We start from the raw sequence: 26182 nt of genomic DNA, 5'->3' as shown, positions 1-26182 counted from the left end.
AACTTTTTTCCATGAAATCCTGTAACAACGGCAAAATGGACAACTTACCCCCGCCCATTTCTGTCGTTCTGACACACCGCTTTTCGGGCTTCACCGATATCCTTATTAGCGCTAAGGCCACCATCTTAATGGTGATTCTCATGGGAGACCCGTACATCTGGATGGAAAACCTCGAAGATGAGCGCGTTTTAAAGGTGGTCGATGAGGAGAACAAGCGCTTTAGGGAGTTCATTGGAGAGCTGAGCGACGAACTGTTTCCGGAGGTCTGGGAGTACTACTCGATGCCGACGCTCTACGGTGCGAAGCTCACCGAGAAGGGCATCATAGCACTGTACAAGGAGAGGGAGAGACAGCTCATCAGATGGCTCGATGGGGAGGCCATAGTTGATTCAAAGAGGCTTGAGGAGGAGCTCAACGACGAGGTTCTGCTACAGGGCTTCACAGCCGACGGAAAGGGAAGGTTCCTAGCCTACAGCTTCTCCATCGGAGGCGCCGACGAGGGGATAACGAGAATCATAGACCTTGAAACCGGAGAACTCATCGATGAGATGAAGCCTTCTGTCTGGAACGTTACATTCCTTGAGGACGGATACTACTTCTCCCGCTTCTACCGGCACGGTGAAACACCCGACGGCGTTAAGGCTCCGGCGGTGAGGCTCTTCCGGAAGGATGCGAACGGGGAAAGGATGGTCTTCGGCGAGGGCCTCGGCTCCGGCTACTTCATCGGGCTGAGGAAGAACACCGACGGGAAGTGGGCGATGGTTACGGTGACCTTCGGCTGGAACAGGGCGGATATCTACATCGGCCCCATTGAAGAGCCAGAAAGATGGCAGAAAGTCTACTCCGCCGAAGTGCCGGTCGAGCCCATAGACATCATCAACGGCAGGCTCTACGTTCTCACCAGGGAAGGAACCGGCCGTGGAAAGGTGATTGCAGTAGAGGGCGAGAACGTCACTGAGGTCATTCCAGAGGATGAGTTCCCCCTTGAATGGGCAGTTATCGCTGACGGCAAAATCCTCGCCGGCAGGCTCGTCCACGCGAGCTACCGCCTTGAGGTCTACTCCCTGGACGGTGAAAAGCTTGAGGAGATAACCTTTGACCGTCTGGGAAGCGCCTACCCGACGGACGCCGATGGAAAGAAAGTGCTCATAAGGTACGAGAGCTTCACGGTTCCGTACAGGCTCTACGAGTTCGACGGCGGGCTTAACCTCCTCGACGGAAATGAAGTCGGGGGTGAGTTCACGATAAGTGAAGACTTCGCCGCCTCAAAGGACGGCACGAAGGTTCATTACTTCATGGTCAAAGGCGAGAGGGACGAAAAGAAGGCCTGGGTCTTCGGCTACGGTGGCTTCAACATTTCACTGACGCCCCGCTTCTTCCCGCAGGTGATTCCGTTCATAAAGCGCGGCGGGACCTTCGTGATGGCCAATCTGCGCGGGGGTTCTGAGTACGGCGAGGAGTGGCATCGCGCCGGAATGAGGGAGAACAAGGGGAACGTCTTCGACGACTTCATAGCCGTTCTCGGCAAGCTCAAGGCCGAGGGCTACAGGGTTGCCGCCTGGGGCAGGAGCAACGGCGGGCTTTTGGTTTCTGCCACACTCACCCAGCGGCCGGACGTTATGGACGCGGCGCTGATAGGCTATCCTGTCATAGACATGATGCGCTTCCACAAGCTCTACATCGGCAGCGTTTGGATCCCTGAGTACGGAAACCCCGACGACCCGAAGGACAGGGAGTTTCTGCTGAAGTACAGCCCTTACCACAACGTTGACCCCGAGAAGAGCTATCCCCCGACGCTCATCTACACGGGCCTCCACGACGACCGCGTGCATCCCGCACACGCCCTCAAGTTCTTCATGAAGCTGAGGGAGATAGGTGCGCCCGTTTACCTCCGCGTCGAGACGAAGAGCGGCCACATGGGTGCATCACCCGAAACGAGGGCGAGGGAGCTGACGGATCTGGCGGCTTTTGTGATTAAGACCCTGGGTCTCTAACATCTTTTTTATTTTCCACTAAAAAATGTCCGCTGAACTTCGTTCTTCATGGGACCATGCCTCGAAAAGTTCTTATATCTGGGGAGGATAACAACGTTTGGGGTAAACCATGGACATATCAAAAATCTCAACGGGAATCCCTGGACTGGACTCCATGCTTCAGGGGGGCTTATACCCGGCAGGGTCTATCTTGTCAAAGGGGCCCCCGGAACCGGTAAAACCACCCTAGCCATGCACTTTGCAATGGCGGGCGTTGCCAATGGTGAAAACGTCCTCTACGTTACCCTGGAGGAGCCCGCCGAGAACCTGAAGGTGGATATGACCCGTATGGGCTTCAACCTCCGCGATCCGCGGTTTACCCTCATCGATGCAACTCCCACGGCAGAGCGCTACGTGCTGATAAGCGACTTCTTTGAGGAGTTCGCGGCGAACATCGAGAAAATGGCGGACGCCATCAAACGCCAGTTCCAGGAGAGACGTTATACCAGAATAGTCATAGACCCCATCACAATGCTCAAGATGACCGCAACGAAAGAGGTGGACTACCGCAAGGCGTTCCTGAGCTTCGTTAAAAGCATGATACGGTTAAAAACCACAGTTCTGCTCACTTCCGAACTGGAAAGGACGGATATAGAGGAGTACCTTGTGAACGGGGTTATCGAGCTTAAAGTGTTTGAAGTGGGCGGCAGGCTCTCGAGGGGAATACGGATAACCAAGCTCAGAGGTAGTGGTTTCGACGACGCAATCCGGCAGTACGAGATAACCGACCACGGTATGGTCGTGTATCACGACCGTATGGTATCCCTGCCGTGAGCATTAAAAGCCACGTCCCCGATTAAAACATCCGCTGTAATCATTCCGAAAGCCCTTTCTGGTGATAAGCGTGCGGGATTATATTGGGGCGCTGGAGAGAGCCATAGATGAGTTCAACAAACTCCACGGAAGCGAGGCCACGGCTAGGGTGCTGGAGGTTCGGGGGGACGAGATCAGCATCGAGTTCTCCGGCTCCTTCTGCGCCACGTGCGGGCTCTACGACTACTTCGACGACATCAAATGGGAGGCCATGGACTTCGGCCTGGAAATTGAGCCCGTGGAGGTTTTGGAGGCCGAGGAAGACGAGTTCGAGCACGGCAGATATGTGGTGAGGTACAGGATCGGGAAATCCAAGCTGCGTGGGATAAAACTCTCCGAATAGGGGAATGGTTAGAACGATAAAAGACTGCAGGGCTTCTGTTTAATTCCCTTCCCTTAGTTCCCCCTTCATCCTCAGGTAATCCTTCCTGCTCAGCGGAAAGTCTCTTGCCGAGGCGAGGAATGAGTTCACGAGCTTTACCTGTTGCCTAAAGACCTCGTCCGGGTTCTCCTTCAGCCTTTTGACGTAGAGCTTGATGAAGGCGAGCCTCTCTTCCATGTCACGATTAGAACGGAACCTCAACGCCGAGCCTTTTCGCGTAGTCATTTAGTGCCCTCCCATCTATCCTTTCCTTGAAAAGCTCATAGAGGAAAAACGCATCTTCCACATCCTTGTCTGTTCCAAGATAGAGCTTGTAGGCTATCTGGAGTTCTATCGGCGATATATAAATCAGGCGATCGTTAAACCGGACGGGGATACTGTTTTCAAGTGCCTCTCTGTGGAAATCATCCTTGGGGAACTTTATCTCAGCGTTCGGGATTATCTCGCCTTTTCTGACCATCCTTATCCCGAGCCTCTCGGCCAGCATTTCGTAGAGTCCTCCACAGTCCTCTGGATTCAGAAACTCAAAGCCTGCTTTCTGGGCTTCTCCACACATACGCAGGAATCTCTCCTTGGGGATGCACTCAATAACGAAGTCCACATCTTCGGTACCTCGGGAACGGCCGAAAAGGATCGTAACGTATCCGCTGACTATGACGTAACGGGCATGCTTCTCAACTACATCTATAACGTCGAGCACAAACCTGTCAAGCTCACTGAGCTCGCGGTTGATTACTATTTCGTCTCCTTTAATCTCGATGCCCATGGTTCTCCCATTGGACTTTGGGAAACATCCTATTTAGTCCTTTTGGCAGATGGATTGAAGCCGACATGATTAAAAAGTTCCATCTCAGATTTACCCCCATGAACCCGCTCCTCCTCGGTCTCGTCGTCATCTTCCTCTGGGATGGCTACTTTTTCTTTAATTACATAATTAGCCTTTTCAGGAATTACAGAATTCGGGAATGGAAGCCCAGGGTCTCCATAATAATCCCCGCATACAACGAGGGGAGGAGGGTTCTTAACGCCATAGAATCCGCCCTTGCCCAGGATTACCCTGACTTCGAGGTCATAGTTGTCGACGACGGGAGCGAGGATGAGACCTTTGGGGCCGCTTCATCCCTCAAAAACGCCAGGTTGAAGGTTTACAGGGTGGAGCACGGTGGAAAGGCGAGGGCTTTGAACTTCGGCCTCTCAAAGGCTTCCGGCGAGGTTGTAGTGACGACCGACGCAGACAGCCGTCTCGAACCCGATGCGGTTAAGGAGCTCGTGAGGCGCTTCTACTCGGATGAAGTCCTCGGCGTTGGCGGCCAGGTTCGCGTCTCCGGAGGCTCTTTCCTTGAGATGGCGCAGGACGCGGAGCATCTTCGGATAGCCATGTTCCGCAGGGCGAAGGAGCTGGACGACCTGAGCCTCGCCCCGGGCCCGATAGCGGCCTTCCGCAGGGAGGCCCTTGAGAGGATCGGCGGCTTCGTCGAGGATATCGTCGAGGACTACGCAACCACAAAGGCCGTTAAGGAGTTTGGAAAAGTTGTCTACGCCCCCCGCGCGAGGGTATGGACGAAGATGCCCAAGAGCCTTGCCGTCCTCTGGCGCCAGAGGAAGCGCTGGTTTTTGGGAGATTTGAAAAACCTCGGGGGAGGCTTCACGAAGGATTTGACCTTTCTGCTCCTCTCCGACGTTGTGGCGCTTTTAGATGTGATTGTTCCCCCGCTTCTCCTGCTCACAGGCCAGTTCGAGCTCTTTGCCCTCTGGTGGTTCTTCGAGACCTTCACGATGCTTTTGCCGACCCTCTTCGAGGGCGGAAGGCTGATAAACGCCCTCCTGTTCCCGGTTATAGTCTGGTTCTGGGCGGCCTTTTACCTCACTCTCCACGTCTACGGCTATCTCTCGGTGCTCCTCGGGAAGGTATGAGGGATACCGGGCGAAACCCTTTTAAGTGCTCACTTCCGTACTACATAGACTATATAGATTATGGTGCAACAAATAGACTATAGTGATGACGATGATAACGGCGCTCTTCATGGCGTGGGCGATAGGTGCAAACGACAGCGCAAAGGCCGTTGGAACGGCCGTTGGTTCAGGCGTACTGGGCTTCAAGAGGGCGGTGCTGCTCATAGGGATATTCACCACTCTGGGCGTTCTTCTTGGAGGTTCTGGCGTTTCCGGAACGGTCTCCGGGCTAGCCAAGGGCATGTCCGCGGACGAGGTCGGGCTCGTCCTCTTCAGCGCCGCCTCTGCCGTAACCGTAGCGAGCCTCTGGGGAAGGCCAATCTCAACGACCCAGTCAATAATAGGCGGTCTCGTCGGGGCTTCCCTCGCACTCGGACTGCCGGTTGACTGGGGAACGGTCGGCAGAATAGCATCGGCGTGGGTTCTCTCACCGATCGTCGCCGCTCTCTTCGCGGTGGCTGTCTACAGGCTCTATAAGCCCCTGCTGAGAAGGATAAAGTGTCTGCGGAACCTCGAGCTGACCCAAAAGTGGCTCGTCTTCACCGCGGCGGCATTTTCGGCCTTCAACCTCGGCGCCAACGAGCTCTCCAACGTCGCCGGGCTGATGGAAGGCCTCGGAATAGACGGTCCGTTTAAGCTCCTCCTGGCGCTCACCCTAACCCTGGGAGCGCTGACCTTCAGTTACGACGTGATGATGACGGTCGGGAGGGACATCTCGCCTCTCGGGCCAACCTCGGCCTTTTCGAGCCAGTTCGGGGCATCTCTGGCCGTCAGCTCGGCCAACCTGATAGGTCTGCCCGTCAGCTCGGGTCAGGCCATAGTTGGGGCCATAAGCGGCCTGGGCCTTTACAAGGGCGAGCACGTGAACCTCAAACTCCTCGTGGGAATCGTGAAGGGCTGGGTAATAGCGCCGGTTTTCGCGGGTGCGATATCCTACGTTCTCATAACGTTTCTGGCTTAGGCTTTTAAACCCCCCACCGAAGGGCTTAGCGGTGTTGAGAGATGGTCGAGTTTAAGTTCGAGGTCAAGGCGAGAGACGCCGCTGGAAGGATAGGAAAGCTGACCGTTAACGGAAAAACGATAGAGACACCGGCGATAATGCCGGTCATCAACCCGAAGCAGCTGATAGTGACGCCGAGGGAACTCAAGGAGATGGGCTTTGGAATGGTGATCACCAACTCGTACATCATCTACAAGACGCCCGAGCTCAGGGAGAAGGCCCTCGATGTGGGCATCCACAGGCTCCTCGACTACGACGGCATTATCGAGGTTGACTCCGGCTCCTTCCAGCTCATGCGCTACGGCGGCGTGGACGTTACGAACAGGGAGATAATCGAGTTCCAGGAGAGGATAGGTGTTGACATCGGCACCTTCCTCGACATTCCGACACCGCCCGATGCTCCGAGGGAAAAAGCAGAGGAAGACCTCAGGATAACTCTCGAAAGGGCGAAGGAAGCCGAAGAGGTCAAGAACATCGCGATGAACGCCGCCGTTCAGGGTTCAACGTACCCGGACCTGAGAACTCACGCCGCGAGGGAGCTTAGCAAGATGAACTTCGAGATTCACCCGGTAGGGGCGGTCGTCCCCCTGATGGAGAGCTACCGCTACAAGGACCTTGTTGATGTGGTAATAGCCTCAAAGCTCGGTTTAAGGCCCGACAGACCGGTTCACCTCTTCGGCGCAGGTCACCCGATGATTTTTGCTTTAGCGGTCGCGATGGGAATCGACCTCTTCGATTCGGCAAGCTATGCTCTCTACGCGAAGGACGACCGCTACCTGACGCCCGAGGGCACCAAGAGGCTTGAAGAGCTGGAATACTTCCCCTGCTCCTGCCCGGTGTGCTCCCGCTACACTCCGCAGGAGCTCCGCGAGATGCCTAAGGAAGAGAGGACGAGGCTCCTGGCTCTTCACAACCTCTGGGTAATCCGCGAGGAGCTCAACCGGGTCAAGCAGGCGATAAAGGAGGGAACCCTCTGGGAGCTCGTCGATGAGCGTGCCCGCTCCCACCCCAAGATGTTCGCCGCCTACAAGAGACTGCTGGAGTACAGGGACTACCTTGAGAGGAACGAGCCGGTGACCAAGGCGAGTGCCTTCTTCAAGGTGAGCGAGGAAGCGATGAGCTGGCCGATCGTCCAGCGCGCGAAGGAGAGGGCTGAAAGGGTCGCCAAGAAGTTCCCGGAGAGAGTAAACCACCCAATCTTCGGAGAGATTCCAAAGTACCTCAGCCTCAGCTATCCCTTCGCCCAGAGCGAGGGAGAGGAGGACTTCACCATAACCAAGCCCGCCAAGGGAGAGGCGAGGAGCTACATCATGGCCATAGCGGAGTACCAGTTCGGTGAAGGTGCCGGGGAAGCGTTCAGGGATGCCTTCGTCGAACTTTCAAGAAAGACCGGCATGCCGAGGCAGATAAAGGCCAAAGGTAAACACCTCGCGACCTTCAGGGCCGAGGACGGCCTTCTGACTCTCGGCATTGAAGGTGCAAAGAGGCTCCACGAGGTTCTGCCGTTCCCAAGGATGCGCGTTGTGGTCAATGAGGACGCGGAGCCCTTCGCGAGGAAGGGCAAGAACGTCTTCGCCAAGTTCGTGGTCGATGCCGACCCGGCTATACGGCCTTACGACGAGGTTCTGATCGTGAACGAGAGGGACGAGCTTTTGGCCACCGGACAGACGCTCCTGAGCGGTGAGGAACTGAAGGTCTTCCAGAGCGGACTGGCTGTGAAGGTTCGCAGGGGCGTCGAGAAGTAGAAAATTTTATAACCCTCCCTCCTTCTCCTATTTCGGGCGGGCCCGTGGTCTAGATGGTTATGACGCCACCCTTACAAGGTGGAGGTCCGGGGTTCGAATCCCCGCGGGCCCACCACAACAGCCGAAACCACTCAAAACGGTCCCCTTTTTTCAGAATAGCCTCCAACGACATTATCCTATCCTCAAGCTCTCGTATCCTCCTTTCAATATCATTCGAGTCATTATTGAGTTGTACAACCTGTTGTACAACTTGGGTATTGTCATCCACATAAAGCACAAGTGCTTTTCGACCATCGACAACTCTAAATTCAATTTCGACTTCCATTCCAACTAGCCACTCATATTCTCTGGGCAGTCTCAAAACAGGGTACTTAACTCCATTTTTGCTTTTGCTACTACTCATCTTTCGTTTTACTCCCAGCTGACTCATTATTTCCCCTCCAATAGCTTTTCGAAGTCAATTTTAGGCGAGAACTTTTGGATAGCCTCAAATTCCCCAAGAAGTCCATATGTGCCTACTATTTCATTACTTTCTTCCAAATCTTCTCTAAATATGCACACAGTGTTCTCATCAAGTCTCTTATTTGTTGTATCTATTGCTAAGTTAACTACAATAGGCAAATCCTGCCACTCCCACTTCTTAGGGTTTAATGGATTTATGGAAACCCAGCATCTATCTAAGAAGTCTAAATATACCCCCTCAAATTTCACCAGGAGATGAACCTTCTTTGCACCATATGGAGATATCTCAATGGGAAATATTTCTGAATAATTCTCAGGGCGAGAACTCATCACAGGCCTTTTTATTGTCCCTAGATCCACGGGTACAACTTAAATGCCTGCGTAGAGTACCTTATCATCGCAATCAAGTCAGTAACAGATCCACGTGCATTCCCCATATTCCTGAATAGAACGTCCATTTCAACGGAGATATTGTATTTTCCATGTTCAGTCTTTTCTTCTACCTTGAATGAACCTCTGACTACATGAACCTCAATGTTTGGTTCTTCTTTTTTCAGTTTTTTCCAATGCAATCCTAAAGAGACGACACCTGCTATTGCTCCAATACTCTGAAAAATGCTCACTGGGTCAACCATAATAACCACCTGCCCTTTTGCCAATATAACTTTCTCGAAAACCTTCATTTATCATTTTTTGCTGGTATATACTTCAAATCCATTAATCATTTAAGTTTCCTATATTCACCTCATCATCAGGTATATAACGCACTTCCTCCCAATAGATCTCTTTTTGTTCTACAATTTTTTTAACCTGTTTTTCTGTTTGTGATAACTTGCTATATCTTCCTGTTTTCACCTCAATAAAGACGATTTTCCTGAGATTTCCCTCACTCATACCATCGAATACAATAAAATCTATAGGTTTTCCAAGAAACTTGGCGTCTTTGGGATTATATCGGAAACCTGGAAGGTACGGAATAAAGTGTTCGGCAACTTGCCCCATTATCACAGCCCTACTCTTACTTACGGCATCTTGCCTGATTTTCTTTTCCTCTTCTTGTCTCCATCTTTGGAACTCTGCCTCATATTTTTCCTAATTGCCTCTTCCAGAACCCGTTTTTGAGTTTCCAATTCTTCACTCCTTCACTTTTCAAAAAGTTCTTGTGCTCTACTCTCCATCTGGGCCTTCAATTCATAGTACTGTCTTGATATTTTTCCTAGCCTGAGCCACAATATAAATAATAAGACAACCAAAAATCCTACTATTGCCCATGCCATTTCCGGCATTATAATCCCCCACTTGGCGTTAAATATTGAAAGAGAACGAAATCAAAATATCACCCTATTCTGTGCATCTTGTCCAAAACTCTCTTACCAAAGTCCAAGGTACTGGACTCATCAGATCCAAGGCCTGCTCCAAATATACCCACAATTACGTTGTTTTCTTGTATCCATATCCATCCACCAGACATTAGCGTATAACTAAAGCAATTATCACCTAGTGAGCAGGTATCTATTGAACCCTCTTTGAGATACATCTGTTTCAGGTTATTAAACTCCATTTGTGCTTGTTCTTCGTTGTTAAATACATAAATACCATAGTTGTATGTGGCTGGTGCAAAACTAATACTCAAATCAAAGACCCTTCCTGTAGCCCTACACTCATAGTTGTTCAGTTCTCCATACTTGGAAAGATACACGTCTACGTCACTTTCACTTACATCCCTGACCTTCCAGCCACTTTCATCGAAGTCCTCGTTGGCAAGCAGGTACTTATCTGCAGGGCATGTGTAGTGGTACTTAGCACCAGAATTACTATTCGCACCGCTACCAACTAATAGCATTAATATTATCAACACCCCAACAGCGCCGGCTATATACTTGAGATACTTGGACTTCCTTTTGCCCTCTGTTCCAGTTTCGGAACTCCCAGGTTCTGATCCTTCAGATTTTCCGGCAATCCACCGAATCAGCATTGCTGTAATCACTATTGGTCCAAAAATGGCCAGAACAACATGTGCCATGCCCAAAAACAAACCACCAACAATACTCAGTAGGAAGCCCACGAGACCCCTACCAAGTTGCTTCTTTGCTGCACCATATACCAACACGACAATTCCAAAAAGAAAACCTAATCCAACTCCGATAAAAGAACCCACAACTGCCTCTGCAAGGGACATTCTTCCACCCCCTATCCAGTGGGATCGGTACTCCTCATTTGTATTCTTCCGAGCATATATAAGTATTGCGTTTCTATAACATTATGATGTTTCTAGACACATTTTCATAATAACACATTCCAAAGTATAGTCTAGTATCCATTCCCAAACAAATTTCATAACTCTATACCATTAGCCCGTACTAATCTTCCCAAAAGAACATTAATGGTTGTGTCTTCTCAAACACTAATGTTGACAGAATTTTGTCCTCCGAATCTCCGTATTACATGCCCCTCTGTCCTACACTAAGCCCCAGAATCCATGGTGGGTAAATCCGCTCTTCATTTTACACGCTTTGATACCCCAAGTGTCCTCATACAACGCATGAGAACGGCGGCAAGCCTTCATGCGGTACCCCCTTATGTTTTTTCGGCGAACTTTCAAAAAGCTTTTTTCTTAACTTTTTTCTTGATGGTGACTTTGTAACTTCTGCTCTGTCTTGATTTGGCAATTTTTCAATGTAGATGCCTAGAAACCTTTCATTCTGAGTAACTATCATAAGAATTTTGATAATGTATAATCCCCTAAAATCATAACGGTTGACACTATTTCAGTAACTTACAATAACAATGCAACAGCCAAATTTAATCCGTCTAACAATGCCCAATGCCAAGTCCAATATGACTGAGATTCCAAAACGTTCCTTACGTCGCCCTCTTCTCCCCCTCCGGGAACTTCCAGTTTTTGGTTATCTTCGTCACGTTCCTCACGAGGGCTTTCTCCTCTGGATGCCTTGAGACGAGCTCCTCGAGGAAGGAGATGAGTTCATCGTAGGCGGGCTTGTCTATCGGGAAGGGAACGCGGTCCTTGCCTCCGACGGCGTATGTGAACTTGAAGGGGTCGGGCGGGTGAGTTACTGGATCCTTCCAGCTCGGGTGGACGTCGTAGACGAGCTCCAGAACGAGCGACAGGGCCCTAAGCGTGCTCGGCCCGAGGCCCTTCAGAAGGAGGAACTCCTCGTAGTTATTCACGCTCAGCTCCCGGGCAAACTCCAGAGCCCTCTTGTTCAGCTCAAACCTTCCGAGGCTCTCGTAGCGCCTCAGGATGGAAACCTCATCGAGGTCGCGGGGCTTGTAGTAAACGAGCGGACGGTAGCCCTTGGCTATAGCTTTCAGGCTCTCCAGCTCGCGCTCTATCTTAACCGGGTTCTCTTGAACCACATCGAGGAGCGTCTTCTGATACTCCCTCGACTCCTTCGAGACAGTGTTGAGGGCGAACTCCCTCCTGAGCCCGGAGATGGCCTTGTGGGGGTCGAGGGTGAAGGTCTCGGCGTCGAACCAGTGGAAGCGCCTCGCCATCCTCTCCCTCTCGTTCATACCCTGCTGTATCACCGCCCAGTGGCCCTCCTCATCGAGGAAGAAGACGTGGTGGTAGAGCTGGTAGCCGGTCTGGAGCGCAACCGTGTCAACCTTGGCGACCAGCCGTGAAGTTCTTACGTAGGGCTCGGGGTCGAGTTCGTAGAGTTCTGCTATGGTTTTCAGCTCCTCCGGTGTTGCCCGGCTCTTCTTTCCCTTGCCCCCGGCAGCTTTAACCCCCAGCTCCTCCCTCCAGAGGGCGTCCTTTATCATGCCAGCCGTCACGGTGGTTGAGCCCGAGGAGTCCCAGTCCATCCCGATGACGTTGTTGAAGGCCTGAAACCAGACCGGGTCGGAGAGCCTCTCGAGGAGACCCTTCGTTCCGTACTCCTCGACCGCCAGAATTAACACTAACCGGGTGAGCTTCCTCATTCTCCGGGCCAGCCACGCCGGAACGTGGCCGCCGTGGAGGGGCAAATCCGCTATGTTTCTCATCTGAGTTGTTTAGGTCTTTTGGTGTTTTAATCGTTGTCCCTCAAAATCCTCACTTTTTGGTTCAACCTGCCGGAGGATAACCGGAAGTCCATATTCATATGAAAGGGAAGCCTTTTTATTCCCTGCCTCCGATTTTAGGCCGCGGATTCAATCTCACGGAGGTTGTGAAAATGGGAGTTGAAAAGGTTCCGAAGTACGACATCCCGACCGTTAAGGTTGACTACGTTTTTATCGAGCTCGACAAGATGAAGCCCCACGAGCAGCTCGTCCAGAAGGAGCTCGAGGCCTTCATCGAGAGCGTCACCGGTTCCGGCCTCTTCTGGAAGCCCATGCTCCTCGCCAAGGTTCCCGGTGAAGACATGTACCTCATCGTCGACGGTCACCACCGCTGGGCCGGCCTCCAGAAGCTCGGCGCCAAGAAGGCTCCGTCAGTCATCCTCGACTACTTCAGCGACGACGTCAAGGTCTACACCTGGTACCCGGCCTTCAAGGGGAACCTTGAGGAAGTTCTCGAGAGGCTCAAGGCCGAGGGGCTCGAGGTCATAGAAGATCCAGAGGCCGAGGAGAAGGCCGAGAGAGGCGAGATTGCCTTCGCCATCGTTGGTGAGAAGGTCTTCGCCGTTCCGGGCGGGCTTGATGAGCAGAAGAAGGTCAGCAAGGTCCTCGACGAGATGAGCGTCGAGGGTAAAATCGAGCTCATCTACTACGGCCTCAAGGAGGACGCGAGGGAGGACATGGGCAAGGGCGAGATCGACTACGTCTTCATCAGGAAGGCCCCGAGCAAAGAAGAGGTCATGGAGCTCGTCAAGCGCGGTGAGGTCTACTCTCCGAAGACCACCAGGCACGTCCTACCCTTCAACCCGGACAAGATCGACGTCAAGCTTGAGGAGCTGTTCTGAAGGTTTTTAACTCCCTTTTCCTACTTTCTACGCCGATGACGAAGGATCAACCGGCTGAAGGATGATGACCAGTCCAGGAGGCCGAGGCATGCTCAAAGGATTGATATTCGACGTTGATGAAACCCTGGTTTACTACGAGGGCTACGACCACAGGGAATGGTACGAGAAGTGGGTTATGCCCGCCCTTCGAGAGCGAGGCATCGAGCTGGATTACGAGACATACAGAAAGACCGTAACCGGCGAGCTTCCGAGGAGTTACATTGAGAGCTTTGGCATAGACCACGTGGAGTTCTGGAGAATCGTCGACAGTGTGAACCTCCAGTACCGCCGGTGGATGGCCGAGCGGGGAAAGATACGGCCCTTCTCAGACGTTGATGCTCTTGGAGAGCTGAAGGCGATGGGCCTGAAGCTCGCCGCAGTGAGCAACGCCTCCCAGGAGTGCACGGAGTTCGTTTTGAACCTCTTCGATTTGAGGAGATACTTCGAGGTTGTTTACGGAAAGGACTATTCAAACCTGGACGGTGTCAAGCCAAGCCCATACCTCGTTGAAAAAGCCCTTGACACCCTGGGTCTGGAGCCGGAGGAAGCGCTGATGGTTGGCGACAGCCGTCACGATGTGCTCGCAGGAAAGCGCGCCGGCATGAAGGTGGTTAACGTAACTCGCTTCGGGAAAATCGAGGGTGCCGACTACTACGTGGAAAGCCTCTGGGAGCTAGTGGAACTGGTAAGAGAAATGCTGTAGGCCCTCCAATATTACCACGGTTCATAAAAATCTCCGGCACTCTTAAATACTCCAAGGTAGTTATGTGCACTGTGGTGATTCATGGAGGCCGTTGGATTTAAATGTGAGAGGTGCGGTGCGCCCCTCGAAGTATCCCCGGAAACCATAGTCGCAATCTGTCCATACTGCGGTTTTCCTAACCACGTAAGCGGAAACCTGAAGACGGAGAACATCTACATCGTCCCGACCATTGATAAAAACGCCATAGCCAAGGCCTTCTGGGACCGCGTCAGCAGGGACTTCGACCTCAAGCGCATGAAGGAGCAGATTGAGATAGTTGACATCGAAGGTCACTACGCCCCGTACTGGGTGGGCAACGTTCACGTTGAGGGTGACGTCGAGTACATGGTGCGCGAGGAGGAGTGCCACACGGACTCGGAGGGCGAAACCCACTGCCACACCGTCGAGAGACACTACCACGACTACGTTGACGAGGTTTTGAGCCTCATCGGCTCAGCAAGGAGGCAGGTCAAGAGCTTCGGCGTTGATGACATTATCGTCCACTACTCGAGGGCAAAGCCCGAGGGGAAAAAGCTCCTTGAGCTGGACGAGGATCAGTGGGGAAAGATAAAGCTGGAGATACTCAATACTGAAATAGACGAGACTCAAGCGAAGATGATAATGCGCGAGGATGCGATAGACGTCATAAGGGACCGCTACTCCGCCAAGGCAGACAGAATAGAGCGCTTTGATATAACCGCCGATGAGCCTCAGAACGTTTCTCTGATTCTCCTGCCGATGTGGACCGTCTATTACAAGCATGAGAACTCGATATTCCATGCCGTCTTCGCCGGCTGGGACGGAAGGGACGTTGCCGCCACAGAGCCCATGCCCATCTGGAGGCGCGCCCAGTACATGGCCGGCGTCGTCCTCGGAGTCATCATAGGCGCTGCTGGAGCCGCCTACGGCGGTGCAAACGGCTCAGCTCTGGTTTCGGTGCTCTCTCTGATACTTGGAGCTGGCACCAGCGGCTACTTCGGGTCGCTGGTTCTGGAGGGACAGAGAACCGAGAGGAGCACCGGCATCATGGGGCACTTCACGGGGGCGTTTAAGAGGTGATCGCCATGGAGGTTCAATGTCCAACCTGCTCGGCCAAGTTTAAGGTTCCAGACACCGTGAGCGTGGCAACGTGCCCCTACTGCGGAACGACCTTCAAGCTCGAAACGAGGGAGGAAGTAGGCGAACACTTCTTCTTCCCGCCGATGAGGAAGGACGCCGGGGGGGTTCTGCTCAAGTTTCTCTCCAGGCAGTATGGCGCTCCGGCGGACATAACCGGGGCGAAGATAGCGAAAAAGGAGCTCTACTGGGTGCCGGTTTACTTCTTCTATCTCCACGGTAGGAGCACACGCTGGTCAACGATAGAGGAGGTTCGCTTCGTCGGAATCCCTGCAGGCTCACCCTTCCAGGGGATGCTCAAGGATTACCCGTTCCCGATAAGGGGCAAGCGCTTCTTCGATGAGGCAGTTGTCGGAAAGGGCAAATACTACGAGCCCAAAATGTCCAAGGAGGAAGCCGAAGCAATGGCAAGGAGCATCATGGAGAGCGCCCTCAGAAGCGAGGCGAGCCAGGAGGACAAGTCCCTCGGCGGCGTTGAGATAGAGGTGAAGTACCAGGGGCTGGTGCACTACCCCCTCTGGGAGGTTCACTACGAATACGGGGGGCAGAGCTTCGCGGGATACGTTGATGGAACCGATGGAAGGGTTGTCCAGGCGGAGTACCCGCTCATGAGCGGTGCCAGAAAGAAGGCCACCTTCCTGGGTGTCGGTGTTCTGGCGGCCGGCTTGATAATCGGAATAGCCGCGGCAGGTGCATACGGAAGCGCCTGGGGGCTCATAGGCGGGCTCATCCCCGGAGGTGCCGGGGCCTTCGGCATATTCCGGAAAGGCGCCGTTAAGAAGAGAAAGGTCAGCGAGGTTATGAGGCTCAACAAGGGCAACCTGTATTTCAAGCCTATGTGAGGTGTTGCTTATGGGGAAGGAAACTTCGATAGTTGAGAAGCTTGAGCTTGTGATACCCGGCTTCCACGGCTACAAGAAGAAGGAGATGATTAGGGAGGACGACAGGCTCGTCCGCGGAAAGGTTGCCGACATACTCGCCCAGGCCAGGCGCGAGATGGAGAGGGCAATCCAGAGGTGCGCCATGGTGAACTGCGCTCAGCTGATGGCGCTGGACACGATGAGGAAGAAGCTCATGGCCCTTGAGAGCAGGGTAAGGCACGCGGAAGCCGGTTACCGCGGCTACTTCGACAGGGTGAAGTTCAAGGAGGAGGAGCTAAACAGGCTCCTAGAGTACGACGCCAGGATGATAGAGCTGGCGGAGGAGATACTCAACGAGGTCAAGGCCCTGAACGGCCAGATAGCGGACCCACAGGCCCTCGGCATGGCGGTTCTGAACCTTGATGACAAGCTGATAAACTTTGAGGAAGTCCTCGGCAAGAGGATGAGCTTTGCGGCGGGTGAGTGAGATGGTTCAGGTAATCGAGTGGGTTAACCCCGGAGAAGACGAAATAATCTGGCGCTACCCCAACGAGGTCATAAAGTGGGGTGCCCAGCTGATAGTCCACGAGTACGAAGTCGCTGTGTTTATGCGCGACGGCAAAATCTACGACGTTCTCGGGCCCGGACGGCACACGCTGACTACGCAGAACTTACCGCTCCTCTACAAGCTCGTTGGCGGTTCAAACAGTCCATTTAAAGCCACCGTAATCTTCGTCAGCATGAAGCAGTTCCAGGGACGCTACGGTGGGGAGACGCAGACGAGGGAGCTGGCACCGGTCAAGTACTACGGGGTTTACTGGTTCAAGGTCGCGGACCCGGTTCTCTTCATCACCGAGGTTGTCGGCGGCCAGAGCCTCTACGACACGAGCGACGTCACCAAGTTCATCAGGGCATACTTCAACGAGGGCATGATGAAACACCTCAGCGCTTACTCGATAGTCGACCTCTTCCAGAACCTCGACATGGTCAGCACGCAGGTCAAGGTCAAGCTCATCGAGGATTTCCGCAGGCTCGGTCTCGAGCTGGTCGATGTCAAGATTGAGGGCGTCAACACCACCGACGAGTGGCGCCAGAGGCTCTTCTGGATAATGCAGACCGGCAACGCTCAGGCCGTCATGCAGATGGACACGGCGAAGCAGGTTGCAGCCGAGCTTGGAAAGAGCGAGGGGGCTGCGATGGGCACAGGTATGGTTATAATGCCCCAGCTCCTCCAGCAGCCCGCCCAACCAGCTCAGCCGGCTCAGCCCTACGCCGGTGGGGGCGTTCCCCCGGCGGGCTACCAGCAACCGGCCCAGCCAGCTGCTCCTGCGGCGCAGCAACAGGAGATATGTCCTTATTGCGGTAAGCCCATCCCTCCGGGGGCGAGGTTCTGCCCCTACTGCGGCCATGAGATAAAGCGCTGTCCCAACGGACACATAGTTCCGGAAGGGGCGAAGTTCTGCCCCGTCTGCGGTGCTAAGGTTGAGTGAGTTCCCTTTTTCTTTTTTCCTTGAAGTGGTAAGATTTATATAGTTCCAGAGGATACATTGTTCTGTCGGCTTTACATCACATGGTAACGTTGCGGTGGTAGATTATGCGGTCAACAATCGTCCTTTCCCTGCTCGTCCTCGTTCTTCTGGCACCGTTAGCGGAGGCCGGGGAGTGGGTCCCCGTGGAGGTAATCGAATTCCAGGGGATTCAGACCCGCGAGACTGCCCTTCAACAGGTGGCCAGCGGTGAATACGACGTCGGACTCTTCTCCCTTCCGGCCGGGGATTACCTCGGTCTGAGTAAGGACCTCCTCGAAAACCTCGAGCTTTACAAGACCGTCGTCTCGTACGTGGACCTGACCTTCAACACCTATCACGACCCCGACAAGGAGGCCCCAATCGTCACCCGGGGGGACGAGACCTACCTTAATCCCTTCGCCATCCGGGAAGTCAGGTTTGCGATGAACTACCTCGTGAGCAGGGAGCACGTCGCCGGGGAGATTTACGGAGGCAATGCTGCACCGATGTTCGGCTGTGTGAGGCCCAGCCACCCGGCCAGCGGGTACATCGAGCCCGTCTACGCCGCCATGAACTTCACGGCCGGGGGGAACGAGGAACTCGCCCTCCAGGTGATTGAGACTGCGATGAAGGAAGCCGCGGGGGAGATCGCCAGGTACGGCCACAGGCTGGAAAAGGTAAACGGCACCTGGCACTTCGATGGCCGGCCGGTAACCGTCAAGCTCGCCGTCCGCACCGAGGACGAGAGGGCAAAACTGGGCGTATACATCGCCGAACAGCTCAGAAAAGCCGGCTTCGCCGTGGAGATGGTTTACCTCGACAGGCAAAAGGCCAGCAAGGTCATATTCAACGAGCCTCCGAGCGACTACGAGTGGAACGTTTACACCGGCCGCTGGTTCGCCGATAAAAGCTCCGGCCTCTGGATGGACGACTACGCCGCCTGGTTCTACTCGGCATGGTACAGTTACCTTCCCGGAAGAGTTGGGCCGGAGCACAGGAACACCGTCACGGTCCTGGATTTCCTCAGGGAAGTCGGCAACGGCAACCCTGACAGGGGGCTGGAGGCAATCGGTGCCGAGTACTACGGCAGGGCCTCGGAGCTAGGGGAGATGCTCAACTGGACGGAGGAGGAGCTGACAAGGCTTCTCTATAACCTCAGCGCCGAGGTGAACGGCGAGAGCTACGCGATAACCAGCGCCGGCCAGTACTGGGACCTGCAGAAGCTGGCGGTTGGCATCGGAATAATGGAAAGCGCCAGGGTTTTCCTCGTCGAGGAGTGGGAACTCTCGCCCGTGAACAGGGAGCGGGTTAGGGGCGTAGCCCCCGATTCGACCACCGGAATCCTCAACCGCTGGAGCCTGCTGGGGGCGAGTACCCCGGACGGAGTGCTCAGGGTGGCGTACTTCGTCCCCACCTGCGGACTCTGCGGCGCCTTCAATCCCGTCGATGGTTTTGACAGCCCCATCGTCCCGGTCAGCCTCTGGGGCTTCGTCCATGCCCCCGGCGGCCGTGTTGGAAGTGGCGGACTCTATGAACCCTACGGGTGCAACTGGACGGTCGAGAGGGGCAACTTCACGGTTCCGGAAGATGCCGTCGTCTACAACCAGACCCTGGGCTGGGTGAGTCCCCACGCCGGGGAGACGGCCGTCGTCAGGGTGACCTTTACCTGCCGCCCGGTGATGTGGCACGACGGTGTGGAGCTTAGAGGTGCGGATTTCAAGTACTACCTGGCGTTCCTCTACACCTGGGCCTACAGGGACGGTCCGGACGACCCCTACTACGACGAGAACCTGGAAGACACGGCCGAATCGCTCTCAGATGTCCTGAGCTTCGAGTTCACCGGCAACGGTTACGTGGTCTACGGTACCTACGCCCACCCCTTTGCCGATGACGTAACGGCCAGGCACTACCTCCACTACCCCACGTTCCCCTGGGAACTGTACCACGCCATGGGAGAGCTTGTTGCCAGGCCGGGCGAGTACGGGATAGTCAGGGATTACTCGTTCAGCAGAGGGCCCCTGTGCCTCAACCTCCTGGAGAGGGAGCACGCGATGGATCTGAAGAGGGTACTCGAGCTTCTGGAGGGGAGGAAAGAAGTTCCTAGTGCAATAGCAGGGGACGTGGACGACCCGACGGAGGGCTACGAGCGGGCGGTGGCGTGGATTGGGGAAAGGGGCCACGCCTTCATAAGCAACGGGCCGTTTTACATCGAGAAGTGCGAGCCGAGGAACCTGTACCTGGAGCTGAGGGCATTTGGAGGAGTATCTTCGATTCCCTCCCCGGCATCGGTTCCAACGCCATCTACCCAGGAACCAACCGGCGGGCCGGAAGGACACCAAACGGCCACCAACACCTCGCTCATACATGCAATTGGCCTGGCGGGCCTTTTGATACTGGTACTGATGATCCTGATGAGATGGAAAAGATGAAGCCGTTGGCTTTCCCATTTCCCTGAGTTTAAAAATATGGGGAAAGCATCAGACCCTCCACTTCTCCTCAATGTAGACCCTGATGAGGTCCTTCGTCGCGAGCATGCCCTTGACGTGCGTTCTCTCCATGCCGTGGCTCGCGTGCACTCCCTGGCCGATGAGGGCGACCTTAACGTCCCAGCCGGCTCTGAGGGCGGCGGAACCGTCAGAGCCGTAGTAGGGGAATACGTCAACGACGTGGGGAATCTCATGCTTCTCGGCCAGCTCGATGAGTTTCGTCGTCATCTCGTAGTCGTACGGACCGCTCGAGTCCTTGGCCGCTATCGATACCGCGGTTTCCTTCCCCGCGACGCCCTCTCCAACGACGCCCATGTCAACGACGAGGAGCTCCTTTATGCTCCCTGGATAGCCTGCCGAACCGCCGTGCCCGACCTCCTCGTAGGGCGAGAAGAAGAACGCCACAGGGAGCTTTTCGAGGGTCTTGGCACCTAAATCAAGCATCAGGTCGATCATCACTGCGACGCTCGCCTTGTCGTCGAGGAAGTGAGCTTTAACGAAGCCGTTGACGTACTCGAACTTCGGATCGAAGGCTATGAAGTCGCCGGGCCTTATGCCGAGCTTCTCTGTATCTTCCTTCTTCTCGACGAGCTCGTCCAGGCGGATGTACATGTTCTCCTCCTTGCGCTCCTTCTTTCCGGCCTCCTTGTTGACGTGGACGCTGGGGTTCTTGAGGAGAAGCGTTCCACGGTACTTCTTCCCCGAGCGGGTGATTATCGTGCAGTACTCGCCCTCGAAGGCCGGAAGGTGGAGGCCGCCTACCCTCGTGAAGCTCAGGTGCCCGTTCGGCAGGATTCCCGTAACCATCGCGCCGAGGGTGTCAACGTGGGCCGCTATGACGAGCTCCGGCTCCGGATGGTTGTAGGCTAAAAGAGCTCCCTTATTGGTGTAGCGGGTCTTTATCCCTGCCTCGTTCAGTTTCTTCTCGATGTGTGCGAGAACTTCCTTAGTGTAGCCCGTCGGGGACGGTATCTCTAAAATTTCCCTGAGAATCTCAATCATCCTTTCCATCGTGACCACCGTTAAAAGAAAGGTCGAAGGGTTAAAAAGGGCATCGGTCTCAGCCCGTCAGCGCGCTGAGAACCATGAAGAGCCCTATGACGAGCAGGGTCAGCACGAAGGTGACGCTTATCGCTTCCTCGGCCTTCAGGCGGTACTGGGCCAGAATCGCGTTGGCCGCTATCGCCGGCGGCATCGAGGCCTCGACGAGGATCGAGTAGAAGACCTCGGGTCTCGCCCACCGGAGGGTGAGGAAAACAAAGGTGAATGGAATCGCTATCCTGAAGGCCCCAACTTCAGCGAGCTTGCGCCAGTCGAAACTCCTCAGCGTTATCCGGGAGCCGAAGTAGATGATGAGCAGGGGTATGCTGAGCCAGCCGACGGTTTTTACCGGCTCAAGGATTTGGGCAGGAAGATGAACGCCGCCTATGACGAGTGCAAGGGCGAAGAGGTTCGCCACCGTCGGCGGGAACTTGAGGGCCTTGATGAAGCTGTCCTTAACGCTCGCGCCGCCGCTGGAGTAGTGGGCCGCTATGAAGGTGACGATTGGGATGACTATCATCGAGTTGGTCGTGGAGTATAGTATCGCGGGTGTTATATCGTCGAGGAAGAGGCTCGCTATGGGAAAACCAAGCGCTGCCGTGTTGGGGTAGACCGAGAGAACCATCAGCGCGCCGGCCCAGGGGTCGTTTTTGAGCTTAAAGCGCCCGTAAAGGTAGGAGGTCGAGAGACTTAGTCCCACGATGATAAAAACGTAGAGAAAGACTGTTTTGATGCCCAGCAGATAGTTCAAATCCTTACTCGCAACGTTCCCAAAGATGAAAAGCGCAAGGAGAAAGTCGTTCACAATAATTCGGAGGTAGTCAAAGGGCCTCTCCGATTTAACCAGCCTCTTGAGGACGTAGCCGACCGCTATGAGGGCGAGCATCTCGGCGATGTTCATGATAAAAGCTCTGGCTTAGCGTTTAAAAGTCTGCCGAATGGAAAGAAAAAAGAAGGGGGTTGGGGCTTCACTTCCTCTCGTCCTTCTTTCCGCCCTTGTGCAGTGGCCACCAGGCCTTCTCGCCGAAGAGGGCCATCGTGGCCGGACCTATCAGATAGACCGCCGCCGTGGCAGTCAGCAACACTCCGACTGCCAGTGCAAAGCCTATCTCCCTTATTCCCCACGTTGCACCCGTCATCAGCGAGCCGTATGTGGCGGCGAGCACCGCTGCAAGCCCGACGACCAGCGTGTCCATCGTTCCCGCGGCGACCACCAGTGCATCCTTCGCGCTCCTGCGCTCGAACTCGTCCCTGGCCTTGACGAGGTAGAAGCTGTTGTAGTCAATGCCGACTCCCAGGAGCACTATGAAGACGAGCATCGGCAGGAACCACATGACCTGCTGGCCAAAGACCCGCTCAAAGAGCCAGCTGGAGACGGTTATGCTGAGGAGCACGCCGGTGCCTATGGTACCTATGGTGGTTATTACCGCGGGCAGTCCCTTGAGCGTCGGTATCAGTGAGAGGAACATGAGCAGGAGCGCCACCGGGAAGAGTCTGTGCCAGAAGACGTCGTTGATGAGGTCGCTGAGGTCGAGCGCCAGTGCGGTGCTTCCGCCGACCATTCCCGACTTTATCGCTCCCGACTCCTCCTCGTCCTTCACTACCTCCCTTATCGTCCTCACCATGTCCTTGGAGCGGTCGTCGGTGGCCCCGTACTCTCCGGTGACCTGGATAAGCACTTTGGTACCGTCTTCAGAGATGTAGCGGTTTCCGCCAAGGCTCTTCAGTTCGTCCACACTCGCGTTCACGGGCTTTCCGTAGGGCCGGGTAAGGGTGTAAACGTACTTCGCACCCGAGACCTTCGAAATCCTGTCCGCGAGGTCGTTGATGGTCCTGAGGTCGCCGTCGCCGACCGGGTGCCCGAGGTCGATTACGATGTAGGTCGGGGATGTAACTCCGGCACCGACCGTGTTCTCGCTGAGCTGGAGGAAGTTGTAGGTCTCGCTGTCCTTGGGGATGAAGAGCTTTATGTCATGGGTTCCGTTGAAGTTGACGAAGTTGTAGGCCGCGGGAACCGCCACGAGGAGCGCTATGAGGACAACTACCTTGGCGTGCCTGACGGCCCACTCCGCGATTCTGCTCCTCTCGTGGAGGTCCACACTCTCGATGTGGTGCTTTATGTGCCTCGGCCACCAGAATATCGGCTTGTCGCCTATGAGGACGGTTATCGCCGGAATGAACGTCAGGCTGGCGAGGAGGACCACGATGACCGCCAGGGGTGCTATCATGCCAATGGTCTTGAATATCGGGAACTCCCAGGCCAGGATGAAGCTCGCGAAGGCTATGATGTCGGTTGATGCACTCGCTAAAACCGCGTCCTTTGCCCTCTTCAGCGCCTCACTCGCCGCCCTGTTGTGGTCGTAGCCCTCCGCCAGGTACTCCTTGAAGCGGTGGAGGTAGTAGGTCGAGTAGTCTATACCGAGACCAAGTGCCGTCGTGACGGTCAGCATCTGGGCCCAGCTCCCGACGTCGAGGTAGTCGCCCTTCGCGAGCAGGTAGAGGATTCCCAGCGCGGTGAGCGTTGCCGTCGCGACACCGGTGAAGGGCAGGAGCGTTGCGAGTAAAGCCGCGCCCATTAGGATAAGGAGCACGAGAAGCGCCCCGGCTATGCTGAACTTCGTGGTCTTGTCGTTGTCTTCTTTGCCGTATTTAATGGCCTCGTATGTCTGAATGGGCGTTCCCGTTACGTACACCTCAACTTTCGGCGAGACCGCTCCGAACTCCTTCAGGGCGACCTCTTTGGCCTTCAGCGAGTTCTCGTACTGAACCCTGCTCTGCTTTTCAATGTCGCTGACGCCCTCAATTCCCTTGGGGGTAAACAGGATGAGCATCGTCCTGTTGTCCGGGCTCTTGAGCATGCCGATGTAGTCCTTGGCGAGGCTGTAGATGGACGGGTAAATCTCCCCCTCTATCTGCTTGACGTCTTCCCTGGTTATCCTGCTCGGGTCGTCCCTGAACTGGAAGGCTATATCAACGAGCTGGGTGGCGTTGATGTGGAGCTCGACTCCGAGGTTTATCTCCTTCACGAACTTCTCGACGAGCTTTGCGGTCTTCTCCTTGACGAGGACCTCAATCTGGGACTCGCTCATCGGGTAGTTCTTCGCGACTGCGAGCATAATCTCTTTCAGCGTCCCCTTGACGTCCTCCGGCGCGCTGACGTTGGCGAGCTTCTCATCGACGCCCTGCTTGAACAGACTGTAGGCTATCTCCTCCGGATTCTTGCCGGCGTAAACATCGTCCACAGCCCTGCCGAGGTCTATCGGGACGTCTCCGGCCAGGCTCGTGATTATCTCCTTGACGGTCTCTTTAACGCCAGCTCCACCGGCCAGTTCCTCGGGGTTCTTAAGAGCCGCATCGACGATAATTCTGGCGGTTTTCTCGTCTCCGACCTCCTCGGAGGTCTTTTGAATCAGAATCTCCCTTGCAATTGGAAAGACGTTTCCGTTTGAGTCGTAGACCTCGCTTATTATGTTCTCGGGGAGCTCAACGCCTCTCTCCTTCATGAGCTCTGCGAGCAGTGAAACGGTTGCCTTCTTCAAGGTCTCGGGGTTCTTCGCCAGAACGCCTGTTGCTTTGGCGTCGAAGGCAACGACGGTCTTCGCTATCGGCTTGGCCAGGGACTTCTGCTCGGCTGGGAGCTTCTCGACCAGCGCCCCGGTGAGGAGGTTAATTTCGAGCTCCCTGGTCGGGCCGTAGACGAGGAGCGTTCTCAGTACCTCGTTGGCGTTTGGCATCTCGAGGAGCGGACTGCCAGTCATGAGTGCCTTCGCGACCTCGATTGTGGCGTTCTCAACGGCGGGAGCACTTGGGTTCTCTCCGAGGCTTATGGAGACGTTGACGGTGTATGCGAGTGTCTTCGCGGGAACCTCGCCGAAGCCGGGAACTTCAAAGGTCCCTTCAGCCTTCTCAATAATGAGCGGGAGGTTCTTCAGGGCGTTGCCCGCTATCTCCTCGACGGGTTTAACCGCGTTCTCGCCGAGCTGAATGAGGGCGTAGTCACTGCCAGCCTGTTCGTCGAACGCTACGACGCCCTGATAGAAAGCTACGGAGTACGCCTCCGTGAGGTTCTTCTGCATCGGGTCATCTATCTGACTTAGAACCATCGCTCTCGTGACGTTGGCGAGGAGCGCGTCGGTTATGGCTGTTGATCCATAGGCGGAGTAGGCAGGGTAGGTGGCGTTGTAGACGGCGTAGACAAACTCAACGGGAACGCCTAGCTGGGTGGCTATGGCTTGAGCCGTCATTTCGTTGAGTCCGCTCTGGTAAGCCCCTGCCTGAACGAGGGCTCCGTAGGTTCCGAGAACTCCGAGGTAGGTTCTGGCGTAACCGTCGCTCAGGTTGTAGAGGCCGACGTTGAGGGCCGCTATCGTTGAGTTCAGCGTTCCCAACTGCTCGCTTGCGCTGGTGAGGTTTCCGTGGAGTTCAACGTAGGCCAAATCCGTCTGGTTGAGTGCTCCCCTGAGGGCTAGACTCTGGTTGTAGAGGACGCTCAGGTTGGCATCGAGCGCGAGGTATGCCCCTGCAAGCTGGGGGACGGTCCCGTTGAGGGTCTCGACCTGGTCGCTGAGGTTCTCAATCTGAATGAGAAGGGTTCCGTAAGTGCTGCTGGCGTTGAGGGCCGAGCCGTAGAAGATTCCGGTCAGGTTGGCGGTCGTTTTTGTGAGGTTGAGAGCTATCTCGTAGGATTTGTTGTGGAGCATATCAACGGCATCGTAGTAGGAGGTGAAATTCGAACCGTAGGGCCCTGCCTCAGCCTTAAAGCGCTCATAGGCATCCCGCGTCGCGGGGTCGTTCACGTCCACCCCGTTCACTATCATGTACGTCTGGTTGTCGCTGGTCGCGAACTCCGGGAACTCTTCCGTGAGTGTTTCCTGCACCTTGACGGATTCCACGTCCTTGGGCAGGAACTGGTCCGTGCTGTAGTTGGTGAGGTCGTTCAGCTCTGCTGCAAGGGGCATCGCGGCTATGACCACGATAATCCAGAGGGCCACAATGGCCTTTGCGTGCTTCACTATCCATTCATTCCAAGCCATCTTCACCACCATTGTCGCTTATCAACATGATGAATTCAAACATGTCAAAGTTTGGCATGTCG

The 26182-nt window shown here is 54.9% G+C and carries 24 protein-coding genes and 1 tRNA gene; 14 read left to right on the top strand and 11 right to left on the bottom strand.

Translation table 11 applies throughout. The features are described from left to right. Nucleotides 1–140 precede the first annotated feature (140 nt). From GQS_RS01930 to GQS_RS01920, 3 genes are all read left to right on the top strand, one after another. On the top strand, nt 141–1994 hold the full coding sequence (locus GQS_RS01930) for a prolyl oligopeptidase family serine peptidase (protein ID WP_014011982.1): 1854 nt from the start codon (nt 141–143) through the stop codon (nt 1992–1994). Nucleotides 1995–2042: 48 nt separating this feature from the next. Next, entirely contained in the window at nt 2043–2807 is a 765-nt protein-coding gene (locus GQS_RS01925) for an ATPase domain-containing protein (protein WP_083818273.1), read from the top strand. A 70-nt stretch (nt 2808–2877) separates the two neighbouring features. Continuing rightward, on the top strand, nt 2878–3189 hold the full coding sequence (locus GQS_RS01920) for a hypothetical protein (protein ID WP_014011980.1): 312 nt from the start codon (nt 2878–2880) through the stop codon (nt 3187–3189). Between the two features lie 39 nt (nt 3190–3228). On the opposite strand, the gene GQS_RS10990 is transcribed toward GQS_RS01920, so the two are convergent. Both GQS_RS10990 and GQS_RS01910 read right to left on the bottom strand, forming a co-directional pair. Continuing rightward, entirely contained in the window at nt 3229–3405 is a 177-nt protein-coding gene (locus GQS_RS10990; protein ID WP_014011979.1) for a hypothetical protein, read from the bottom strand. A 7-nt stretch (nt 3406–3412) separates the two neighbouring features. Beyond that, nucleotides 3413–3994, bottom strand: coding sequence for a hypothetical protein (locus tag GQS_RS01910; protein ID WP_014011978.1), 582 nt, complete (start codon nt 3992–3994; stop codon nt 3413–3415). A gap of 98 nt (nt 3995–4092) precedes the next feature. Between GQS_RS01910 and GQS_RS01905 the strand changes: the two genes are divergently transcribed. From GQS_RS01905 to GQS_RS01890, 4 genes are all read left to right on the top strand, one after another. Then, the gene (locus tag GQS_RS01905) at nt 4093–5142 is read left to right on the top strand and encodes a glycosyltransferase family 2 protein (protein WP_048056617.1); all 1050 of its coding nucleotides are present in this window, start codon (nt 4093–4095) and stop codon (nt 5140–5142) included. A 91-nt stretch (nt 5143–5233) separates the two neighbouring features. Then, nucleotides 5234–6142 (top strand): inorganic phosphate transporter, encoded by a 909-nt coding sequence (locus GQS_RS01900; RefSeq protein ID WP_014011976.1) that lies wholly within the window; start codon nt 5234–5236, stop codon nt 6140–6142. 41 nt (nt 6143–6183) lie between these two features. After that, on the top strand, nt 6184–7926 hold the full coding sequence (gene tgtA / locus GQS_RS01895; RefSeq protein ID WP_014011975.1) for a tRNA guanosine(15) transglycosylase TgtA: 1743 nt from the start codon (nt 6184–6186) through the stop codon (nt 7924–7926). Nucleotides 7927–7964: 38 nt separating this feature from the next. Next, nucleotides 7965–8041, top strand: a tRNA-Val gene (locus GQS_RS01890). Nucleotides 8042–8355: 314 nt separating this feature from the next. Here GQS_RS01890 and GQS_RS01880 read toward each other — a convergent pair. The 6 genes from GQS_RS01880 to GQS_RS01860 all read right to left on the bottom strand — a co-directional run bounded on the left by GQS_RS01880 (nt 8356) and on the right by GQS_RS01860 (nt 12396). After that, nucleotides 8356–8748, bottom strand: coding sequence for a hypothetical protein (locus GQS_RS01880; RefSeq protein WP_014011974.1), 393 nt, complete (start codon nt 8746–8748; stop codon nt 8356–8358). Beyond that, entirely contained in the window at nt 8739–9071 is a 333-nt protein-coding gene (locus GQS_RS01875; protein WP_148236351.1) for a hypothetical protein, read from the bottom strand. The genes GQS_RS01880 and GQS_RS01875 overlap by 10 nt, the downstream gene beginning before the upstream one ends. A 34-nt stretch (nt 9072–9105) precedes the next feature. After that, nucleotides 9106–9429: a Holliday junction resolvase-like protein gene (locus tag GQS_RS10810; protein ID WP_238515833.1), complete on the bottom strand. Its 324-nt coding sequence runs from the start codon at nt 9427–9429 to the stop codon at nt 9106–9108. 101 nt (nt 9430–9530) lie between these two features. Beyond that, complete coding sequence (locus tag GQS_RS11040) at nt 9531–9674, bottom strand: hypothetical protein (RefSeq protein ID WP_014011971.1); 144 nt, start codon at nt 9672–9674, stop codon at nt 9531–9533. Between the two features lie 50 nt (nt 9675–9724). After that, nucleotides 9725–10567: a hypothetical protein gene (locus tag GQS_RS01865; protein ID WP_014011970.1), complete on the bottom strand. Its 843-nt coding sequence runs from the start codon at nt 10565–10567 to the stop codon at nt 9725–9727. Between the two features lie 683 nt (nt 10568–11250). Then, nucleotides 11251–12396, bottom strand: a complete 1146-nt coding sequence (locus GQS_RS01860; protein ID WP_048056504.1) for a DUF763 domain-containing protein — start codon at nt 12394–12396, stop codon at nt 11251–11253. 170 nt (nt 12397–12566) lie between these two features. Here GQS_RS01860 and serK point away from each other — a divergent pair, with 170 nt between their 5' ends. The 7 genes from serK to GQS_RS01825 all read left to right on the top strand — a co-directional run bounded on the left by serK (nt 12567) and on the right by GQS_RS01825 (nt 19989). Continuing rightward, nucleotides 12567–13295: an L-serine kinase SerK gene (serK, locus tag GQS_RS01855; protein WP_014011968.1), complete on the top strand. Its 729-nt coding sequence runs from the start codon at nt 12567–12569 to the stop codon at nt 13293–13295. An 88-nt stretch (nt 13296–13383) separates the two neighbouring features. Next, entirely contained in the window at nt 13384–14037 is a 654-nt protein-coding gene (locus tag GQS_RS01850) for an HAD family hydrolase (protein ID WP_014011967.1), read from the top strand. Nucleotides 14038–14118: 81 nt separating this feature from the next. Next, complete coding sequence (locus tag GQS_RS01845; RefSeq protein ID WP_014011966.1) at nt 14119–15135, top strand: membrane protein; 1017 nt, start codon at nt 14119–14121, stop codon at nt 15133–15135. A 5-nt stretch (nt 15136–15140) separates the two neighbouring features. Then, on the top strand, nt 15141–16034 hold the full coding sequence (locus GQS_RS01840; RefSeq protein WP_014011965.1) for a hypothetical protein: 894 nt from the start codon (nt 15141–15143) through the stop codon (nt 16032–16034). A 10-nt stretch (nt 16035–16044) separates the two neighbouring features. Beyond that, the gene (locus GQS_RS01835; RefSeq protein ID WP_014011964.1) at nt 16045–16539 is read left to right on the top strand and encodes a hypothetical protein; all 495 of its coding nucleotides are present in this window, start codon (nt 16045–16047) and stop codon (nt 16537–16539) included. Between the two features lies 1 nt (nt 16540). Further along, the gene (locus GQS_RS01830; RefSeq protein WP_014011963.1) at nt 16541–17542 is read left to right on the top strand and encodes an SPFH domain-containing protein; all 1002 of its coding nucleotides are present in this window, start codon (nt 16541–16543) and stop codon (nt 17540–17542) included. 104 nt (nt 17543–17646) lie between these two features. Beyond that, nucleotides 17647–19989 carry an ABC transporter substrate-binding protein gene (locus tag GQS_RS01825; RefSeq protein ID WP_014011962.1) on the top strand — a complete coding sequence of 781 codons (2343 nt, stop codon included), beginning with the start codon at nt 17647–17649 and terminating at the stop codon, nt 19987–19989. A 48-nt stretch (nt 19990–20037) separates the two neighbouring features. Here the strand turns inward: GQS_RS01825 and GQS_RS01820 are convergent, their stop codons facing one another. The 3 genes from GQS_RS01820 to GQS_RS01810 all read right to left on the bottom strand — a co-directional run bounded on the left by GQS_RS01820 (nt 20038) and on the right by GQS_RS01810 (nt 26120). After that, complete coding sequence (locus GQS_RS01820) at nt 20038–21057, bottom strand: M42 family metallopeptidase (RefSeq protein WP_014011961.1); 1020 nt, start codon at nt 21055–21057, stop codon at nt 20038–20040. A 49-nt stretch (nt 21058–21106) separates the two neighbouring features. Continuing rightward, entirely contained in the window at nt 21107–21988 is an 882-nt protein-coding gene (locus GQS_RS01815; RefSeq protein ID WP_014011960.1) for an AEC family transporter, read from the bottom strand. A gap of 67 nt (nt 21989–22055) precedes the next feature. Continuing rightward, the gene (locus tag GQS_RS01810; protein WP_014011959.1) at nt 22056–26120 is read right to left on the bottom strand and encodes an MMPL family transporter; all 4065 of its coding nucleotides are present in this window, start codon (nt 26118–26120) and stop codon (nt 22056–22058) included. Nucleotides 26121–26182 lie beyond the last annotated feature (62 nt).

The sequence above is a fragment of the Thermococcus sp. 4557 genome (genome assembly GCF_000221185.1).
Classification (GTDB): Archaea; Methanobacteriota_B; Thermococci; order Thermococcales; family Thermococcaceae; genus Thermococcus.
Note: the sequence above shows the minus strand (reverse complement) of the source record. Positions and strands in the feature narration are given on the sequence as shown.

Coding starts and splice junctions, on each gene's coding strand:
- GQS_RS01930 (WP_014011982.1), top strand. CDS start 141: ATGGGAGACCCGTACATCTGGATGGAAAACCTCGAAGATGAGCGCGTT.
- GQS_RS01925 (WP_083818273.1), top strand. CDS start 2,043: ATGGGACCATGCCTCGAAAAGTTCTTATATCTGGGGAGGATAACAACG.
- GQS_RS10990 (WP_014011979.1), bottom strand. CDS start 3,405: ATGGAAGAGAGGCTCGCCTTCATCAAGCTCTACGTCAAAAGGCTGAAG.
- GQS_RS01910 (WP_014011978.1), bottom strand. CDS start 3,994: ATGGGCATCGAGATTAAAGGAGACGAAATAGTAATCAACCGCGAGCTC.
- GQS_RS01905 (WP_048056617.1), top strand. CDS start 4,093: ATGAACCCGCTCCTCCTCGGTCTCGTCGTCATCTTCCTCTGGGATGGC.
- GQS_RS01900 (WP_014011976.1), top strand. CDS start 5,234: ATGATAACGGCGCTCTTCATGGCGTGGGCGATAGGTGCAAACGACAGC.
- tgtA (WP_014011975.1), top strand. CDS start 6,184: ATGGTCGAGTTTAAGTTCGAGGTCAAGGCGAGAGACGCCGCTGGAAGG.
- GQS_RS01875 (WP_148236351.1), bottom strand. CDS start 9,071: ATGAAGGTTTTCGAGAAAGTTATATTGGCAAAAGGGCAGGTGGTTATT.
- GQS_RS11040 (WP_014011971.1), bottom strand. CDS start 9,674: ATGCCGGAAATGGCATGGGCAATAGTAGGATTTTTGGTTGTCTTATTA.
- GQS_RS01865 (WP_014011970.1), bottom strand. CDS start 10,567: ATGTCCCTTGCAGAGGCAGTTGTGGGTTCTTTTATCGGAGTTGGATTA.
- GQS_RS01860 (WP_048056504.1), bottom strand. CDS start 12,396: ATGAGAAACATAGCGGATTTGCCCCTCCACGGCGGCCACGTTCCGGCG.
- serK (WP_014011968.1), top strand. CDS start 12,567: ATGGGAGTTGAAAAGGTTCCGAAGTACGACATCCCGACCGTTAAGGTT.
- GQS_RS01850 (WP_014011967.1), top strand. CDS start 13,384: ATGCTCAAAGGATTGATATTCGACGTTGATGAAACCCTGGTTTACTAC.
- GQS_RS01845 (WP_014011966.1), top strand. CDS start 14,119: ATGGAGGCCGTTGGATTTAAATGTGAGAGGTGCGGTGCGCCCCTCGAA.
- GQS_RS01840 (WP_014011965.1), top strand. CDS start 15,141: ATGGAGGTTCAATGTCCAACCTGCTCGGCCAAGTTTAAGGTTCCAGAC.
- GQS_RS01835 (WP_014011964.1), top strand. CDS start 16,045: ATGGGGAAGGAAACTTCGATAGTTGAGAAGCTTGAGCTTGTGATACCC.
- GQS_RS01830 (WP_014011963.1), top strand. CDS start 16,541: ATGGTTCAGGTAATCGAGTGGGTTAACCCCGGAGAAGACGAAATAATC.
- GQS_RS01825 (WP_014011962.1), top strand. CDS start 17,647: ATGCGGTCAACAATCGTCCTTTCCCTGCTCGTCCTCGTTCTTCTGGCA.
- GQS_RS01820 (WP_014011961.1), bottom strand. CDS start 21,057: ATGGAAAGGATGATTGAGATTCTCAGGGAAATTTTAGAGATACCGTCC.
- GQS_RS01815 (WP_014011960.1), bottom strand. CDS start 21,988: ATGAACATCGCCGAGATGCTCGCCCTCATAGCGGTCGGCTACGTCCTC.
- GQS_RS01810 (WP_014011959.1), bottom strand. CDS start 26,120: ATGGCTTGGAATGAATGGATAGTGAAGCACGCAAAGGCCATTGTGGCC.